This is a genomic window from Virgibacillus kekensis, from assembly GCF_042654125.1.
GTDB classification, from domain to species: Bacteria; Bacillota; Bacilli; order Bacillales; family Amphibacillaceae; genus Lentibacillus; species Lentibacillus kekensis.
Genome location: NZ_JBHSFU010000004.1, coordinates 1 through 16,429, shown reverse-complemented (window position 1 = coordinate 16,429; position 16,429 = coordinate 1). Strand labels below are relative to the sequence as shown.

The 16,429-nt window shown below is 42.9% G+C and carries 14 protein-coding genes and 1 other RNA gene; 13 read left to right on the top strand and 2 right to left on the bottom strand.

The genetic code is table 11. The features are described 5' to 3' along the window. Nucleotides 1-2: 2 nt before the first annotated feature. Both eno and ACFO3D_RS04455 read left to right on the top strand, forming a co-directional pair. On the top strand, nucleotides 3-1,289 hold the full coding sequence (eno, locus tag ACFO3D_RS04460) for a phosphopyruvate hydratase (protein ID WP_390293429.1): 1,287 nt from the start codon (nucleotides 3-5) through the stop codon (nucleotides 1,287-1,289). Between the two features lie 915 nt (nucleotides 1,290-2,204). Next, a complete protein-coding gene (locus ACFO3D_RS04455) occupies nucleotides 2,205-2,774 on the top strand; it encodes a nitroreductase family protein (RefSeq protein WP_390293428.1) in 570 nt (189 codons plus the stop codon). Nucleotides 2,775-2,818: 44 nt separating this feature from the next. Here the strand turns inward: ACFO3D_RS04455 and ptsP are convergent, their stop codons facing one another. Then, a complete protein-coding gene (ptsP, locus tag ACFO3D_RS04450; protein ID WP_390293427.1) occupies nucleotides 2,819-4,528 on the bottom strand; it encodes a phosphoenolpyruvate--protein phosphotransferase in 1,710 nt (569 codons plus the stop codon). A 187-nt stretch (nucleotides 4,529-4,715) separates the two neighbouring features. Continuing rightward, nucleotides 4,716-5,627, bottom strand: coding sequence for an alpha/beta hydrolase (locus ACFO3D_RS04445; RefSeq protein ID WP_390293426.1), 912 nt, complete (start codon nucleotides 5,625-5,627; stop codon nucleotides 4,716-4,718). A 153-nt stretch (nucleotides 5,628-5,780) separates the two neighbouring features. On the opposite strand from ACFO3D_RS04445, the gene secG reads away from it, so the two are divergent. The 11 genes from secG (at nucleotide 5,781) to ACFO3D_RS04390 (ending at nucleotide 16,266) form a co-directional block, all read left to right on the top strand. After that, nucleotides 5,781-6,014: a preprotein translocase subunit SecG gene (gene secG, locus ACFO3D_RS04440; RefSeq protein WP_390293425.1), complete on the top strand. Its 234-nt coding sequence runs from the start codon at nucleotides 5,781-5,783 to the stop codon at nucleotides 6,012-6,014. A 190-nt stretch (nucleotides 6,015-6,204) separates the two neighbouring features. Then, nucleotides 6,205-6,951, top strand: a complete 747-nt coding sequence (locus ACFO3D_RS04435; protein WP_390293424.1) for an alpha/beta hydrolase — start codon at nucleotides 6,205-6,207, stop codon at nucleotides 6,949-6,951. Nucleotides 6,952-7,002: 51 nt separating this feature from the next. Next, the gene (rnr, locus tag ACFO3D_RS04430) at nucleotides 7,003-9,207 is read left to right on the top strand and encodes a ribonuclease R (protein WP_390293423.1); all 2,205 of its coding nucleotides are present in this window, start codon (nucleotides 7,003-7,005) and stop codon (nucleotides 9,205-9,207) included. Between the two features lie 330 nt (nucleotides 9,208-9,537). Beyond that, on the top strand, nucleotides 9,538-10,002 hold the full coding sequence (gene smpB, locus ACFO3D_RS04425) for an SsrA-binding protein SmpB (protein WP_390293422.1): 465 nt from the start codon (nucleotides 9,538-9,540) through the stop codon (nucleotides 10,000-10,002). A 113-nt stretch (nucleotides 10,003-10,115) separates the two neighbouring features. Continuing rightward, nucleotides 10,116-10,454: a transfer-messenger RNA gene (ssrA, locus tag ACFO3D_RS04420) on the top strand. A gap of 880 nt (nucleotides 10,455-11,334) precedes the next feature. After that, nucleotides 11,335-11,415, top strand: coding sequence for a putative holin-like toxin (locus ACFO3D_RS04415; protein WP_390295451.1), 81 nt, complete (start codon nucleotides 11,335-11,337; stop codon nucleotides 11,413-11,415). A gap of 283 nt (nucleotides 11,416-11,698) precedes the next feature. Next, the gene (locus tag ACFO3D_RS04410; protein WP_390293421.1) at nucleotides 11,699-12,262 is read left to right on the top strand and encodes a sigma-70 family RNA polymerase sigma factor; all 564 of its coding nucleotides are present in this window, start codon (nucleotides 11,699-11,701) and stop codon (nucleotides 12,260-12,262) included. Further along, nucleotides 12,262-13,335, top strand: a complete 1,074-nt coding sequence (locus tag ACFO3D_RS04405) for a hypothetical protein (protein ID WP_390293420.1) — start codon at nucleotides 12,262-12,264, stop codon at nucleotides 13,333-13,335. Before ACFO3D_RS04410 ends, ACFO3D_RS04405 begins: the two co-directional genes overlap by 1 nt. A 94-nt stretch (nucleotides 13,336-13,429) precedes the next feature. Next, nucleotides 13,430-14,485: a M42 family metallopeptidase gene (locus ACFO3D_RS04400; protein ID WP_390293419.1), complete on the top strand. Its 1,056-nt coding sequence runs from the start codon at nucleotides 13,430-13,432 to the stop codon at nucleotides 14,483-14,485. Nucleotides 14,486-14,610: 125 nt separating this feature from the next. After that, a complete protein-coding gene (locus ACFO3D_RS04395; RefSeq protein ID WP_390293418.1) occupies nucleotides 14,611-15,054 on the top strand; it encodes a MarR family winged helix-turn-helix transcriptional regulator in 444 nt (147 codons plus the stop codon). Between the two features lie 18 nt (nucleotides 15,055-15,072). Then, nucleotides 15,073-16,266 (top strand): MFS transporter, encoded by a 1,194-nt coding sequence (locus tag ACFO3D_RS04390; RefSeq protein ID WP_390293417.1) that lies wholly within the window; start codon nucleotides 15,073-15,075, stop codon nucleotides 16,264-16,266. The last annotated feature ends 163 nt before the right edge of the window (nucleotides 16,267-16,429 follow it).

The following is a 16,429-nucleotide window of genomic DNA, read 5'->3' as shown; positions in this document are numbered from 1 at the left end:
TCATGCCATACATTACAGACGTTTATGCACGTGAAGTACTTGATTCCCGTGGAAACCCGACAGTTGAAGTAGAAGTATTTACCGAATCAGGTGCCTTTGGTGTCGCATTAGTTCCAAGTGGTGCTTCAACAGGAGAATACGAAGCAGTTGAGCTTCGTGACGGTGACAAGGACCGTTATCTAGGTAAAGGGGTTCAAAAAGCAGTACAGAACGTGAACGATGTGATCGGACCTGAACTGCTTGGTGTTGATGTAACACGCCAGAATATCATCGACCAGATCATGCTTGAGATTGATGGTACTGAAAACAAAGGTAACCTTGGAGCAAACGCTATTCTAGGTGTCTCTATGGCAGTTGCCCATGCAGCAGCAAGCTACCTGGAAGTTCCACTTTACAATTATCTTGGCGGATTTAATGCCAAAACACTTCCAACACCAATGATGAACATTTTGAACGGTGGGGAGCACGCTGATAACAACGTGGATATCCAAGAATTCATGGTAATGCCTGTTGCAGCACTAACATTCCAGGAAGCACTGCGGACTGGCGCTGAAATTTTCCATTCACTTAAAAAAGTACTGAAAAACAAAGGCTATAACACTGGTGTAGGTGATGAAGGTGGTTTCGCTCCTAACCTCGGTTCCAATGAAGAAGCACTGCAGACAATTGTTGAAGCAATTGAAGCTGCTGGCTACAAGCCTGGTGAAGAAATCAAGCTTGCAATGGACGTTGCTGCTTCTGAAATCTACGAAGACGGCAAGTATAATCTAAAAGGTGAAGGCGTTGTTCGTACTTCTGAAGAGATGGTTTCCTGGTATGAGGATATGGTAAACAAATACCCAATCATCTCTATTGAAGATGGCCTGGATGAAAATGACTGGGACGGACATAAGTTGCTTACCGACCGTATTGGCGATCGCGTACAGCTTGTTGGGGATGACCTCTTTGTTACCAACACAAGCAAGCTATCTCAAGGTATCGAGCAAGGTGTCGGCAACTCCATCCTTGTAAAAGTAAACCAAATTGGTACGCTTACTGAAACGTTTGAAGCAATCGAAATGGCGAAGCGTGCAGGATACACTGCGGTTATTTCCCACCGCTCTGGTGAAACCGAAGACGCAACGATTGCGGATATCGCAGTTGCAACAAACGCTGGCCAAATTAAGACCGGTGCACCGTCCCGTACAGACCGTGTAGCGAAATACAACCAACTGCTTCGTATTGAAGACGAGTTGGCAGGCATGGGTGAATACGCTGGACTGAATGCATTCTACAACTTGAAAAAATAAATAAGTTGAAACCGAAAGAGACGGCTGCGGCCGTCTCTTTACTTTTATCTTTTTCAGTAAAATTGATTAATTTTAATGTCGAGTAATCTCTAACCGAACATATAAGACCTTATTTTTCAGAAATACCTGTTTAGGAAAGTTGAGCGGACACCAGGTACGCTATTTGAGGAAATCTGGTTAATATCCGGGCTAAATTCTACAAATAAGGGCTCTGGTGGCCGTTCACACCCTGAATTCTGCCGTATAGTCTTAAATAGAGGCCCTGGTGTCCACCAAACATCAAATATTGCTCATGCCCACTCAGGGGTATTTTCGACATATCAGCTTAACTTGTCCTATAATAAGTTTAGGCTCTTTTCGTAAATTTTGTTGCTCCTAAATAATTCGCAGTTGATAGAAACTGCGACGTAACAGCTGTACCTACCGCTACGTCAGAATACTTCGCTTTCACCACTCCGGGTGCAAGGTCAACATCTGTTCAAGCAAGGATTTCACAATGTTTCCTTTGCCGGAGGCACGGCCTCAGCCTCCTTGCTCCGGCAAGGGGTATGCCCGACGTTGTCCGCAAAGGACGGTTTTAGTCGGCCTTCCCTTGTTTGCGCTGCGGGATCCTCGGACTCGTGCTGTTCCCCCAGGAGTCTACGCATTCTGCCTGCGCTAATAGGCGTTAGGCGCTGATATAAGTATAAATCAACTTCAATCCAGCGACGGAAATACATGGAGACTCCAGCGGGAAAAGCAACAGCTGAAAATCCCGCAGGAAGTGGTCTTCTTCCGAGGAAGTTGAAGCGTTGCCCGCGGAAAGCGTAATGTATTTCCGGAGCGAAGCTACGAGTTACTTCGGAGTTTATACTTATTGTGTCGAAAACAACAATCTTTTAGATTACTAGATTCGAGGTGATACCAATCGATATTTTGCAGGCAATAAAAGCGCGTCGATCCATCCATACATTTAAGGATGAGGAAGTTGACGAAGCTGTGCTTAAAAAGATTTTTACATATGGCTCCTATGCGCCGACCCATTACATGAACGAACCGTGGAATATCAAACTCTACCAGAGAGAAGGGAAACGTCAGCTGGTCGACGCCATCATTACAAGCTATCAGCGGATCGGCATGTTGAAGACCGATGATCATCCAAAGACTGTTAAGATGACCGAATCGATGCGCGAGTTTCTACTTCAGATTCCACATCATGCTCTGATTTTTTTTGAAATAGAAGATGACCCTGTTCGGTATGAAGAGGAATACGCAGCGGTTTGTGCGTTTATCCAGAATGCACAGCTCGCGGCATGGAAATATGGTGTTGGCATGCTGTGGACGATAACACCGTATATGCATGATAAAGGGTTCGTGGACGACGTAGGACTCGACAGTTCAACGATGAAAGTTGCTGCTGTTATGCAGATCGGCTATCCGAAAAAACTCCCCCGCGATCGCGGTCGGACACCGATTGAGCAAAAAATGGAAATTATATCCGGATAAAAAGTGCCCGGGCCTGCTCACATGCAGACACCGGGCACAACTTTTTATTGGTCTGTTTTTTCCTTAACGAATTCAACTACTTCTTCCGCTGTTCCCATCGAAAGAAGTTTTTCTTTATAGGACGTCATTTTTTCTTTAGATAATCCGCTCAGCTGTGTACGAGCCGGAAGGATGGAGGTTGCGCTCATGCTGAACTCGTCCAATCCAAGTCCAAGAAGAATCGGAATGGCAATCGAGTCACCGGCCATCTCACCGCACATGCCAACCCATTTGCCTTCGCTGTGTGCTGCTTCAATTACTGTATTGATCAGGTTCAGGATTGCCGGGTTGTACGGCTGATACAAGTAAGAAACCTGTTCATTCATACGGTCAGCGGCCATTGTGTATTGAATCAGATCGTTGGTACCGATACTGAAAAAGTCTACTTCTTTTGCAAATGCCTTAGCAATAACCGCCGTCGAAGGAATTTCAACCATGATGCCGACTTCAATCTTATCGGAAACCTTGTAACCTTCCCGCTTAAGATCTTCTTTTTCATCCGTCAAAATCGCTTTTGCCTGACGGAATTCCTCAAGCGTAGCAATCATCGGGAACATGATCTTCAGATTTCCATATGCACTTGCACGAAGCAGGGCACGCAGTTGCGGACGGAAGACTTGCTCATTTTCCAAGCAGAAGCGAATTGCCCGGAATCCAAGGAACGGATTCAATTCTTTTGGCAGGTCAAGGTAGTTCAATTCTTTATCCCCGCCAATATCGAGTGTACGGACTACAACTGGTTTGTCTCCCATTTGTTCAAGAACGGACTTGTATGCATCAAACTGTTCTTCTTCGGTAGGAAGTTCGTTTTTGCCCATATACAGAAATTCGGTACGATATAGACCGATTCCTTCGCCGCCATTTTCCAGTACGCCTGTAACATCATCTGGTGTACCAATATTGGCAGCAAGTTCTACTTGTTCCCCGTCAGAAGTTCTGGTCGGCTCATCCTTGAATTTCGCCCACTCTTCTTTTTGCTTCGCGAAGTTTTCTTGCTTGGTCTTATACTCGGAAAGTTCTTCGTCAGATGGGTTAATAATAACTTTTCCTTCAATTCCATCGACAATGACCATATCGTCCTTGTTGACAATGCTGGTGATTTCTTTTGTACCGACAACAGCTGGAATTTCAAGTGATCGTGCCATAATTGCCGAGTGGGATGTACGGCCGCCTATATCAGTCGCAAACCCTTTCACAAATTGACGGTTCAGTTGGGCAGTATCAGAAGGGGTAAGGTCATTTGCTATTACGATTACCTCTTCGTCTATCAATGCCGGATCTGGAAAAGAAGCCCCTAGAAGATGCGCCATAATCCGCTTGGTAACGTCCTGAATGTCGGCGGCACGCTCGCGCATGTATTCATTGTCCATATTTTTGAACATGTCGATAAACATGTTGGCAACTTCGTCGAGTGCTGTTTCCGCAATCACGTTGTCGGAATTGATTTTATCCTTAATCGGATTAATTAGCTCTGGATCACCAAGAACCAGTAAATGTGCAGAGAAAATTTCCGCATGCTCATCACCAAGTTCTTTTTGAGTATGCGCCTTTATTTTTTGGAGTTCCTGCTTGGAGATTTCCAGTGCTTTCTCTAGGCGTTCAACTTCCTGGTTTGGATTATCTGTTTTTTTCTTTTCAAACGTTAAGTCCGGTGCAGCAAGCTGATATGCACGTGCAATCGCTATGCCGTTGGACGCTGCTATTCCCTGAATCATATACTTCGACCAACCCTTCAATTATTAAAAAACTTGGCACTCGCTAATCCTTTTAGCGAGAGTCATATTTGCTAAAAAAATACGTATTCCAGTCTACATTTTATACTGTTTATTGTTCTTAATTCAAGCAATCTTGGTTATTGTCCCAAAGAATTCATAATGAAAGCGTTAACTGGAAAAGGTTGGTCTAAATTTGTTCGGCGATCCAGCTATAGACGTCACGGTATACTTCTTTACGATTGATTTCATTCAGCATCTCATGACGGCCGCCTTCGTAGAGTAATGTCATTATGTTAGTCATTCCGGCATCTGCAAATAAGTGTGCCGTTTTCCAGATACCTTTTTCATAGTCACCAACAGGATCCTCATCCCCGCTGAAAATCAGCATTGACAGATCAGCCCTAATTGACTTGATTGATTCTTTATCATGTATTTTCAAAAGACCATCCATCAGGTCGTAGAAGAACTGGGCAGTTGGTATGAATCCGCAATATGGATCTTCAATGAAGTTCAGGACAACTGTCTCGTCACGGGATAGCCAGTCGAGATTTGTTTTCTTATTTTTCACCCGTTTATTATAGGAAAAGAACGTCACTGTGTTCATCAGGGTGGACTTTTCTTTAGGCGACAGCGTTGACGATAATTTTTTTCCAGCTCGGGTTTGTGTAACTGGATAGTAGCCGGTTCCGGAAAGAATCACGCCGTCAATGATTGAACTTTCTTGCTGGATGTAATTACGGGCAAGGAATGACCCCATACTATGTCCGAGCAGGATTAGCGGTGTATCAGGATACTCCTGCCGGATATGGTTTGTAACTTCAAGCAAATCCCCGGTTGCTTTTTCAAACCCATCCTCATCAGCAAAATAACCGAAAAGTCCCTGTTTCTCGCCCGTTTTCCCATGGCCACGATGATCGTTCCCGTAAACGAAAATATCTTTTTCAATCAGATACTTCGCAAAACCGTTATACCGTTCAATATGCTCCACCATACCATGTGCAATCTGCACGATAGCTTTCGGTTTTTTGGAAGTATTTGACCATTTTTTCAGGTAAATTTCTGTGTCATCCTGCATTTTGAGCCATTTGGTTTCTTCCATGATATCCCCTCTCATCCTAAACAATTTGTTATTCTTATGATAAAAGGAAAGCGTTGATACGTCCAAGATTACGCTAAAATAGACTTGCTAAATATATGAAAAATGTGCTAAAGTACAAATAGGTATTTGTTCGCTACAGGAGGTGCTCAATACATGGCAGGGGTAGTAAATGTATTATTGGTTATTGATGCAATTATTATGATTGTACTTATATTATTGCAGTCAGGTAAAAGTGAAGGTCTTTCCGGCGCGATTTCAGGCGGAGCGGAACAACTTTTCGGAAAACAGAAAGCACGTGGTGCTGATTTGATTCTACACCGCGGAACAGTAATCACTGGAACGCTATTCTTTATTTTGGCTTTCCTGAGTGCATACGTTTTACAATAGACAGTAAGCAACCCTTATCGCAAAATTTGTGATAAGGGTTTATTTATTTTCAAGCGGCGAATAATAGGGTATGGTAAATTAAGGATTACGGTAAAAAGAAGTTGTAAATCTGCCAATTATGTCGCTGGTAAACATAACAGCAATTCAACCACAAACACAATTTACATAACACATAAGGAGATGTCGCAATATGAAAATAAAATTACCGAAACCATTTACGTTTGAAGCAGGTCCGCGCGCGGTATTGTTATTACATGGATTTACTGGGCATTCAGCTGACGTGCGGATGCTTGGACGCTTTCTCGAAAAAAAAGGCTATACCAGTCATGCGCCAATCTACCGGGGACACGGTCAGGAGCCGGAAGCACTTGTTGAAGCGAGCGCGGATGAATGGTGGGAAGATGTGAAGAACGCATATAACCATCTGAAAGAATTAGGCTATAACGAAATCGCCGTTGCCGGTCTGTCACTTGGCGGTGTGCTCAGTCTGAAACTGGCATATTCTGAACAAGTGAAAGGCATTGTCACGATGTGTGCACCAATGTTTTTTGACAATGAGCAAGAATTGACCAAAGGATTTAAATTCAAGGCAAAAGAATTCAAACAGCTGGAAGGAAAAGATTCCGATACAATCAGTCGGGAAGTTGATGAACTCGTCGACAATTCATCTGAAATGTTTAAGGATCTAGGCAATTTCATTAATGAGGTAAAAGAAAATATTGATACCATTTATACGCCGACGTTTGTGGTGCAGGCAGAGAAAGATGAAATGATCAATACTGACAGCGCTACGTACATCTATGAAAATGTTGAAGCGGACCACAAGGATATCAAATGGTATGCGGAATCCGGACATGTCATCACCATGGATAAGGAAAAAGAACAGCTGCACGAAGATATTTATGCGTTCCTTGAATCCCTTGATTGGAAAGAATGATTATTATTCAAATAAAAAGTCAACAATACTAATGAAAGAAGGTGAGCAAATATGGAAGAAGCAATCATAGAGCGTGTACGCAATTATTTTAATGAACATAGAGAAAAGCCATTGGCAGTCGAAGAGATTGAAAGTGAATTGGAGCTCAACGGACCGGATGAATTCAAGGAGCTCGTCAAGGCATTAAATGAACTCGAGGAATCAGGTGAGCTTGTTCGGACCCGGAAGAACAGATTCGGGTTACCAGAAAAAATGAATCTGGTCCGAGGGAGAATCCAGATGCATGCGAAGGGTTTTGCTTTTCTGATTCCAGATGATGAAAATCAAACGGATGTGTATATTCATCACTCGGATCTTGCATCGGCTATGAATAATGACAAAGTTTTGGTCCGTCTGGAAAAGAAAGACGACGATGGCAATCGGCCAGAGGGTACCGTGATTCGGATTCTCGAACGAGCCACACATCAGGTTGTCGGAACATATGAAGATAATAAATCGTTTGGTTTTGTAATCGCAGACGACAAGCGGATTCCAAATGATATCTTCATCCCGAAGAATGCGGCGAATGGAGCAGTCAGCGGGCATAAAGTTATTGCGCAGATTACCAAATATCCGGAGGGACGGATGAGTGCCGAGGGTGAGGTCACTCAGATTCTCGGCCACAAAAATGATCCGGGCATCGATATTATTTCCATAATCTATAAACATGGAATTAAAGTCGACTTTCCCGAAGAGGTGCTTGAACAAGCAACAAATACACCTGATGAAATTGATGAATCAGAACTGGAAAACCGTCGTGACCTTCGCGATGAGACAATTGTAACCATTGATGGTGCGGATGCGAAGGACCTTGATGATGCGGTAACTGTCAAACGTCTTGATAATGGCAACTATAAGCTAGGCGTTTATATTGCCGATGTCAGTTATTATGTGGATCAAGGATCCCCAATCGATAAAGAAGCTTTCGAACGCGGAACGAGTGTTTATCTGGTGGACCGGGTAATTCCAATGATTCCGCACCGTTTATCAAATGGGATTTGTTCGTTGAATCCGCAGGTGGACAGGCTAACTCTTGGTTGTGAAATGGAAATCACATCAAAAGGGGAAGTCGTCAACCACGAGATTTTTCAAAGCGTTATTAAAACGAATGAGCGTATGACGTACAAAGATGTCAATAAAATTCTTGTAGACAAGGATGAAAATACCCGTGAACGGTATGACAGTTTAGTACCGATGTTTGAAGAGATGGAAAAGCTGGCAGAGATATTGCGGGGCAAGCGGATGCGCCGTGGTGCGATTGACTTCGATTTTAAAGAAGCACAGGTACTCGTCGATCCGGAAGGTAAGCCAACCGATGTTGTCTTACGTGAGCGTTCTGTTGCTGAACGATTGATTGAGGAATTCATGCTGGCAGCAAACGAGACAATCGCTGAACACTTCCATTGGATGGATGTTCCGTTTATCCACCGTGTCCACCAGGATCCAGACGAAAGCAAGCTGCAGCATTTCTTTGAGTTTATCGCAGGGCTTGGCTATACCGTTAAGGGAACGGCAAATGATATTCACCCACAGGCACTCCAAAAAGTGATTGAGGAAGTAAAAGATAAACCAGAGGAAATGATCGTTTCCAAGCTAATGTTACGTTCCATGCAACAGGCCAAATATGATCCGAACAGTATCGGACACTTTGGTTTGGCGACAGACTTTTACACTCATTTCACTTCGCCAATCCGTCGTTATCCGGACTTGATTGTTCACCGTCTGATTCGCACATATCTGGTTGAAAAGGATATGAAGGCGAAAACTATCCAGCACTGGAAGGAACGGATGCCTGAAATTGCGCGACATACTTCAGGAAAAGAACGGACTGCGGTCGATGCCGAGCGGGAAACTGATGATTTGAAAAAAGCTGAGTTTATGGAAGATAAAATTGGTGAGGAATATACCGGCGTAATTAGTTCGGTTACAAACTTCGGATTGTTTGTAGAGCTTGAGAATACCATTGAGGGTCTGGTACACGTAAGCTACCTGACCGACGACTATTACCATTATGACCAGCGCAACTACGCGATGATTGGTGAACGGACTGGTAATATTTATAAAATTGGTGAAGAAGTTGATGTGCGCGTTGTGAATGTCAACATCGATGAGCGTGTCGTTGACTTTGAACTTGTTTCCGCACCGAAAAAAAAGGAAAAGCCCGATAAACCTAAGAAACCGAAAAAACAGAAAAAGTTTAAAGGGAAGAAGAAGTAGGAAATGTAAGGTGAAGACTGGTACAGCACTAAAAAGGTGCTGTATCAGTTTTTTGATGAAGGATTCGTGTCTTTATGGCAGAATAGGGGGGTATAAGCAGAATATGAGTCGTATTGAACAGAATACGAAGCTCATAAGGCACATTAGCAACCCTATTGAACAGAATAAGAGCTGTATTAAGCACAATTCCATTCTGAATGATTAAAAATTCATTCCACCGCTTTTAACGACGTTTCACCATCGCATTTCTTCCACGCGCTATTCACAATTGGAAAAACCGCGAATGTTTGGTAGAATATATGTCACGCAAGCAGTAGGAGGAAGCACGTCATGCCAAAAGGAAATGGGAAAGTTTTAGCGCAGAATAAAAGAGCATCACATGATTATTTTATAGAAGACACGTACGAAGCGGGCATTGTTCTGCAGGGGACCGAAATAAAATCAATCCGTGCCGGCCGAATTAACCTAAAAGATGCGCACGCCAGGATAAACAAAGGTGAAGTGCAACTGATCAACATGCATATTGCAACGTATGAGCAGGGGAACCGGTTTAACCATGATCCGACCCGAACACGCAAACTGCTGTTGCATCGCAAACAAATTGATAAGCTGCTTGGGCTGACACAGCAGCAGGGCTACGCACTTGTGCCCTTAAAGGTTTATATTAAAAATGGTGTTGCCAAAGTACTGATTGGTCTGGGTAAAGGTAAAAAGAAATACGATAAGCGTGAGGATCTGAAACGAAAACAAATGAAGCGTGATATTGACCGCGCCATCAAGGATAACATGCACTAAAACCCTGACCCCCTTGATTTTATTGCGATTTATGCTATAATAAGAATTGTCGTTAAGACATATAAATGAATATTGCTCGTGCTATCCTGAGCGATTCTCCTACATGGGGACGTTACGGATTCGACAGGGATAGATTGAGCTCAGGTTGCGCGTCGAGGTTACGGCTCGTAAAACGTTACTCGCCTATAATAATTGGCAAAAATAACGAACCTGCTTTAGCAGCTGCGTAAGTAGTTCTAAAGCGATCCTTCCTGCTATCGCCCGTGTGGCAGATTGAAGGGTCTCAAATGAAGCGGGCTATACTGTCATTCGCCGTCTGAGGATGATAGTTGAAACTAATCAGACTAGCTGCTCGAAAGCCTGTTGGTAGGCTGCAGAGTCAGTGAATGATAATATACCAACTACACTCGTAGATGCCTGAGTGGCGATATCCTTGGACGTGGGTTCGATTAGTAAATAGTCGCCTTCTGTGGCAACGCAGAAGTGAAAATCCGGCTTTATCGGTGAAACCTAAGTCGCTGAGAAGTGATACGGCAATGCCGAGCGGTATGTGGAGTAATCCAACAGCCGTGTATCGACTTATAGGCTGCCATTCACGTGGTAGTACTAGGATGCAGGATCTGCCAGACGGCAAATATTTATTCTGCATAAGACGCCGGGGAACCTGAACTTATTCAGGTTCAAGATATAGTCAGTGCCATGTCGAAAGCATGGAAGAGCACGTCCCACCGTCTCCACCAATACATATGTTGGTGGTTTTTTATTTTTGATTGTAGTAAAATTTAGCTCTTATTTGCATAAACAAGTATTATCAATATATAATAAACTTAGAAGTAAATATAAAAACCGTCCCATGCTGGAACATGGAACGGTTGCAATAAACCAACCCCATAAAGAGGGGTGGCACACTTAAGAGAATGATCCCTCAAGCGGCATGGCTATTTAACCACATGAGGGGTTATTTTTTTTGCTCGGACATGATAAATGCAATTAACATGCCGAAAGAAATCATCAGCGCTAATACATTAATCATATCCATAGGCTACACCTCCCCTCTTGGGAAATATCCCATGGAAATGTGTACCCAACCCCTCATATGAAGCCAATTTATTATAATCAAAATTATACCATAGTCGAACGTTTGTTCCTATCAAAATAACTTCTTTTAAAATAAGGGGTTATTTTTTTATCGCACTGAAAAATTCCCCCATTCCCTACTATCTGCTCAGTATTTTGTACACCCATTTTGTTATAATGGTAGTAGTGTAATAAGGCTATCATGGGTGGTGGCTCACTCCCTTCAATGTCGCATCAGCGAAAGGGGGTGATGCCTTGACAGTTTTTGAGACATTGTTTCTGATGATCTCGTTTGCAACGCTGGTCGTTGCGATTCTGTCACAAAATAAAAAGTAACCACCCATTGCCTGGCAAGCATGTGAGGTGATTACTTTTCGCCGTATAATGTGAGCCGCCCCCTTGAAAGGGCTATTACACACTGGGCCGTTTGGTGTTTACCGCACCAAGCGGTCCTTATTTAATTTATTTCATCTTTATATATAGTATACCCGATTTTTGAAAAAGTTAAAGGACTAATTCCTGTTTTTAAGTTTCATTTACACTACCTAAAAAGTTTCTCATGATCAGGGAACCATTCTTATTTTTTTACGTCAAAAGGGTAGCAGGGGGAGAGATAGATATGGCCATATTTATTACCAGTCAAAGACTTGAAGCAATTCAGCAGGATACACAGCTGCGGGAAAAGTTTCTGGAAGAACTTATAGATGAATACTGTCACTCGATTCTTTGGCTTGCCTTCACTTACGTAAAAGACCAGCAACTTGCTGAAGAAGTTATGCAGGACGTATTTTTGACCTGCTATAACAGGATTGACGCTTTCCGTAACCAATCATCAATCAAGACATGGATGTACCGGATTACGGTTAACAAATGCAAGGATGAGCTGAGAAAAAAGTCGCTAAAAAACTTCCTGTTGAAGCAGGGAGAAGACCAGAACAATTTGCGGTCTGATCAGCAACATCCAGGGGACCTGCTGGTACAGGAAGTGGAAGATGAACTGCTTGCACAGCGGGTAATGTCTCTCCCTCTTAAGTTTAGAGAAGTTATCTACCTGTTTTACTTTGAAGAAATGCAGATCAAAGAAATTAGTAAAACGTTTGGGATAAAGGAGAATACCGTAAAGACCAGGCTGAACCGAGGGCGCAGGATGCTGCGGAAAATGTATGAGAAGGAGGGCGAATGATGAAGATGGACGACAAGTTAAAGTGTTTAAATAGCTCAATGAAAAAAACTGTATTGAAAGACTTGAATGTCGATAAGCGGGAATTAAAAAGGAATATCCTTCAAAGATCAAAGAACCGGGGTACCATTTTTAATTTCAACAGTATTGGCAAGTGGACACGAACAGTCACAAGTGCGGTTAGTATCGTGATACTTTGTTTCGTGATAGGTATATTGGGATTTTCCGAAGAGCTTTCTCCGGATAAGCAACAAGGCAATAACAACCAATCTGATAAAAATGAGACACCTCAGCAAGCTCCTTCGGTGACACAAGAGGAACTGTATCCTTGGGAGGATAAACTTAAGCCATCTAAAGAGTATCCTGATAAATTTCAGATTGTGAAAAAAATGCATTATTCCAATCACTATGTCCATACAGCACAGGGATCTTATGAATTTTTTCCAAGCCCGGGAGGGAAAAATAAAATAGAGTTTTATGTGAATTTTGATAAACATATGAATAGGTCAATTCATCAGGATTTTGAGAATGGCAAACTGAAAGAGACACTTCATTATTTATTCAAGGATGAAGTCATGCTCCGAAAGAAAATAGAGGAAAAAATATTTAACCACAAGACATTTGAAAAGAGCCATCATCAGGATAAGGATTATTTTATTCATTCAAGTACCGGGAAGTTTACTGGAGCAATTTTTGATAGTGAATGGGACTTTCTTATCTATAACAATTACGAGAACTGGTCTTATACCGAGGGGGAGAAGTTCGGGATGCCCGCGTATTTTATAGAAGGAGTAGTTACGGAAGATATGTCAGAAGGGCTGGCGGGGCCCTTTACAATGGTAATTGCCAAGGAAACGGGAGCACTTTTGGATTTAAAGGCATATGGACAGAGTGACGAGCCAAGACTATCGTTGACAATAATAAATATTCAAATCAACCAGGGTGTACTCGAAGAGGTCTTCAAGTTAGATGTAACAGGCTATAAGGAGATGCCAAACTTTGATTTCAATATAAGTGGCATTGAAAATTATCAGGAAAAGCCCGGTGGCGTGGATACCAGCAGTAAAATAGATTAGATGGAAGTGGGTAGCTCAGTCTATCCATTTTTCTTTTGTTTCAGCAGCTTTCACGGTAAGGTATAAGTAATGATATCCAGAGAGGAGAGTTATCATGACTACATACCCAAATGTTAACGAAACAAAGATGCTTATCAGAGAGCTGGTATCCATTCCCAGTCCGTCTGGTTATACCGGCCAGGTAATTCAATTTGTTGAGGATTATCTGAAGAATCTTCAGGTGGAGACAAAACGGAATCGTAAAGGCGGTTTGATTGCGACACTGCCTGGAAAAAATGACAAAGAACATCGGATGCTTACCGCTCACGTGGATACACTCGGTGCCATGGTAAAAGAAGTGAAAAGCAACGGCCGGCTGAGACTTGATCTGATCGGTGGTTTTCACTACAACGCGATTGAAGGGGAGTACTGTGAAATCCATACCTCTAGTGGGAAGGTTTATACTGGAACGATTCTGATGCATCAAACTTCGGTTCATGTCTATAAGGATGCAGGGAAAGCAGAGCGAAATCGGGAAAACATGGAAGTTCGAATTGATGCAAAGGTCGAGAATGCGGAAGAAATTCGTGAGCTCGGAATCGAAGTCGGCGATTTTGTATCGTTTGACCCGCGAGTTCAGGCTGCTGACAACGGCTTCCTGAAATCACGTCATCTTGACGATAAGGCGAGTGTCGGAATCCTGCTGCAGCTTATCAAGCGCCTGAAGGAAGAGAATGCTGAACTGCCATACACTACACATTTCTTGATTTCCAATAACGAGGAAATTGGCTATGGTGGTAATTCCAATATCACACCGGAGACAGTGGAGTATCTTGCGGTCGATATGGGTGCAATGGGTGACGGCCAGTCAACGGATGAATATACCGTGTCCATCTGTGTGAAGGATTCAAGCGGTCCGTATCATTTTGGATTACGAAAACATTTGGTTGAGCTTGCTGAAGCCAATAATGTGGAGTATAAACTTGATATTTATCCTTATTACGGTTCAGATGCGTCAGCGGCAATCCGCGCGGGACATGATATTATTCATGGACTGATCGGTCCTGGAATTGATTCTTCCCATGCCTACGAGAGGACCCACGAATCATCGCTCAAGCATACGGAAGAGCTTCTTTATCAATATGTGCTGTCTGAACTGGTAGCATATTAATAATTTTCGCCCGGCGATTGTCGGGTTTTCTTATGCGCAAAAATACTTTGTATACAAATTATATTTACACAAACGATAAGATGAGTTATACTAAGTAAAGATTGTTTGAAAGAGGGGACTTCCTTATGTCGATGGATAAGGCAATTGGTTCTGCATCAGTCCGTCTCAGCAAAAAACTTACACGGATAGTCAATTACTATTTAAAATCGTTTAATCTTACAACTGAGCAGTGGAGTGTGCTGCGTACATTAAATGAGACAGGTCAGGTTACGCAAAAGACACTGTCTGAGCGGGCAGATAAGGATCAAGCAACATTGACGAAAATACTTGATCTGCTTGAAAAGCACGATTATGTGGAGCGGATTCGGAATCCGGAAGACAGGCGTTCATTTCTGGTAACCAACACAGAGAAAGGAGTTAGTCTCGCAGAAGAGGTCGCGCCTTATCTGGAAGAGATTTATGAAAAAATCACCGCGCAAATCCGTGACAGTGAACTTGCTGTTTATCAAGAGGTACTCCGTTCGCTGGAAAGCAATATTGACGAATTGCTGGAGGATGCAAACAGATAGAAAGAAGGAATTATTTTTATGCAAAAAACATCTAAGTTATGGACATCCCAATTTGTAGTCATTGTCATAATGGCTTTTTTATTTTTCCTATGTTTACAAATACTGACGGCAGGATTTCCCGCCTATATTACTGAAATTAAAAACAATCCGACCCAGGCCGGCCTGATGACGACTGTGTTTATGGGAGCGGCCATTTTAACACGACCGTTTATCGGGTATCTGATTCAGAAAATCAACGTTAAGCAAATGAGCATGATTACACTTGCTGTTTTGATTTTTACGGTCGGATTGAGTTATGGACAGACATCAGTGGCACTTCTGCTGGTGTTGCGCGCGCTGCATGGTATGGCGTTCGGGATTATTACAACAATCTTATCGACGTTGGCAACGAATATCATCCCTGCAAAGCGGCTTGGGGAAGGGATTGGCTACTACGGGCTCGCAACAAGTGTGGGTACAAGTGCCGCGCCGATGTTTGCTTTGTCACTTCTGCAGTTGTATTCGTATAACTTAATGATTATTTTGTCAGTGGTTGTTACAATCACAACACTGATACTTGGTTTCTTCGTCAAAGCACCAAAAGTGGAGAAAACTGCCGATCCTGCCAGAAAAGTTACACTTAAGGAATACGCCTTTGATAAAAAAGCATTATTACCATGTATTCTGGCGTTCTTTTTCACGATAACGTTAGGTGGGGTCATAAGCTTCCTTGGCGGACTAGGCAATGAGGCAGGTCTTGGCGCGTCAATCTCATTATTTTTCCTGATGATGACAATTATGATGGTTGTTGTTCGTCCATTTTCCGGTAGGCTTTACGATAAACTTGGTCATAAGGTGATCATTTATCCAGGTGCAGTTTCCGGGATTGTCGGGCTGTTCTTGCTGTCTATCACCGAAAGTACGGCTACATTGCTGATTGCGGGTATTTTCTATGGATTCTCCTATGGTATTATGACACCGACACTTCAGGCGATAGCGGTCGGCTTTGTGGAAAAAGAAAAGCAGGGAACCGCGAACGCGATGTTCTTTTCTTCGATGGATCTAGGAATCGCGCTCGGCTCGACTGGACTTGGCATTCTCGCGGGAGCAACAAGCTACCACTTTATTTACGGATTTTCGATTGTGAGTATAGTTGTACTGCTGCTCCTGTATACCTTAGTATTTGTAAAGGGCGAAAAGGCAGTACGTATCACGGAAACTGAAACTGTATAAAACAAGGGCAGCCATCAGGCGGACTGGTGGCTTTCTTTTTAGTTGTGAGGAATCTACACAAGAAAGAGAACTATTGAATAAAAAAAGCAGCTGACGGTGGTTACCCCCAAAAGTTAGAGTTTATTATGCAGCTGATTGGCTGGATTGAGTTCGGTATTCAACT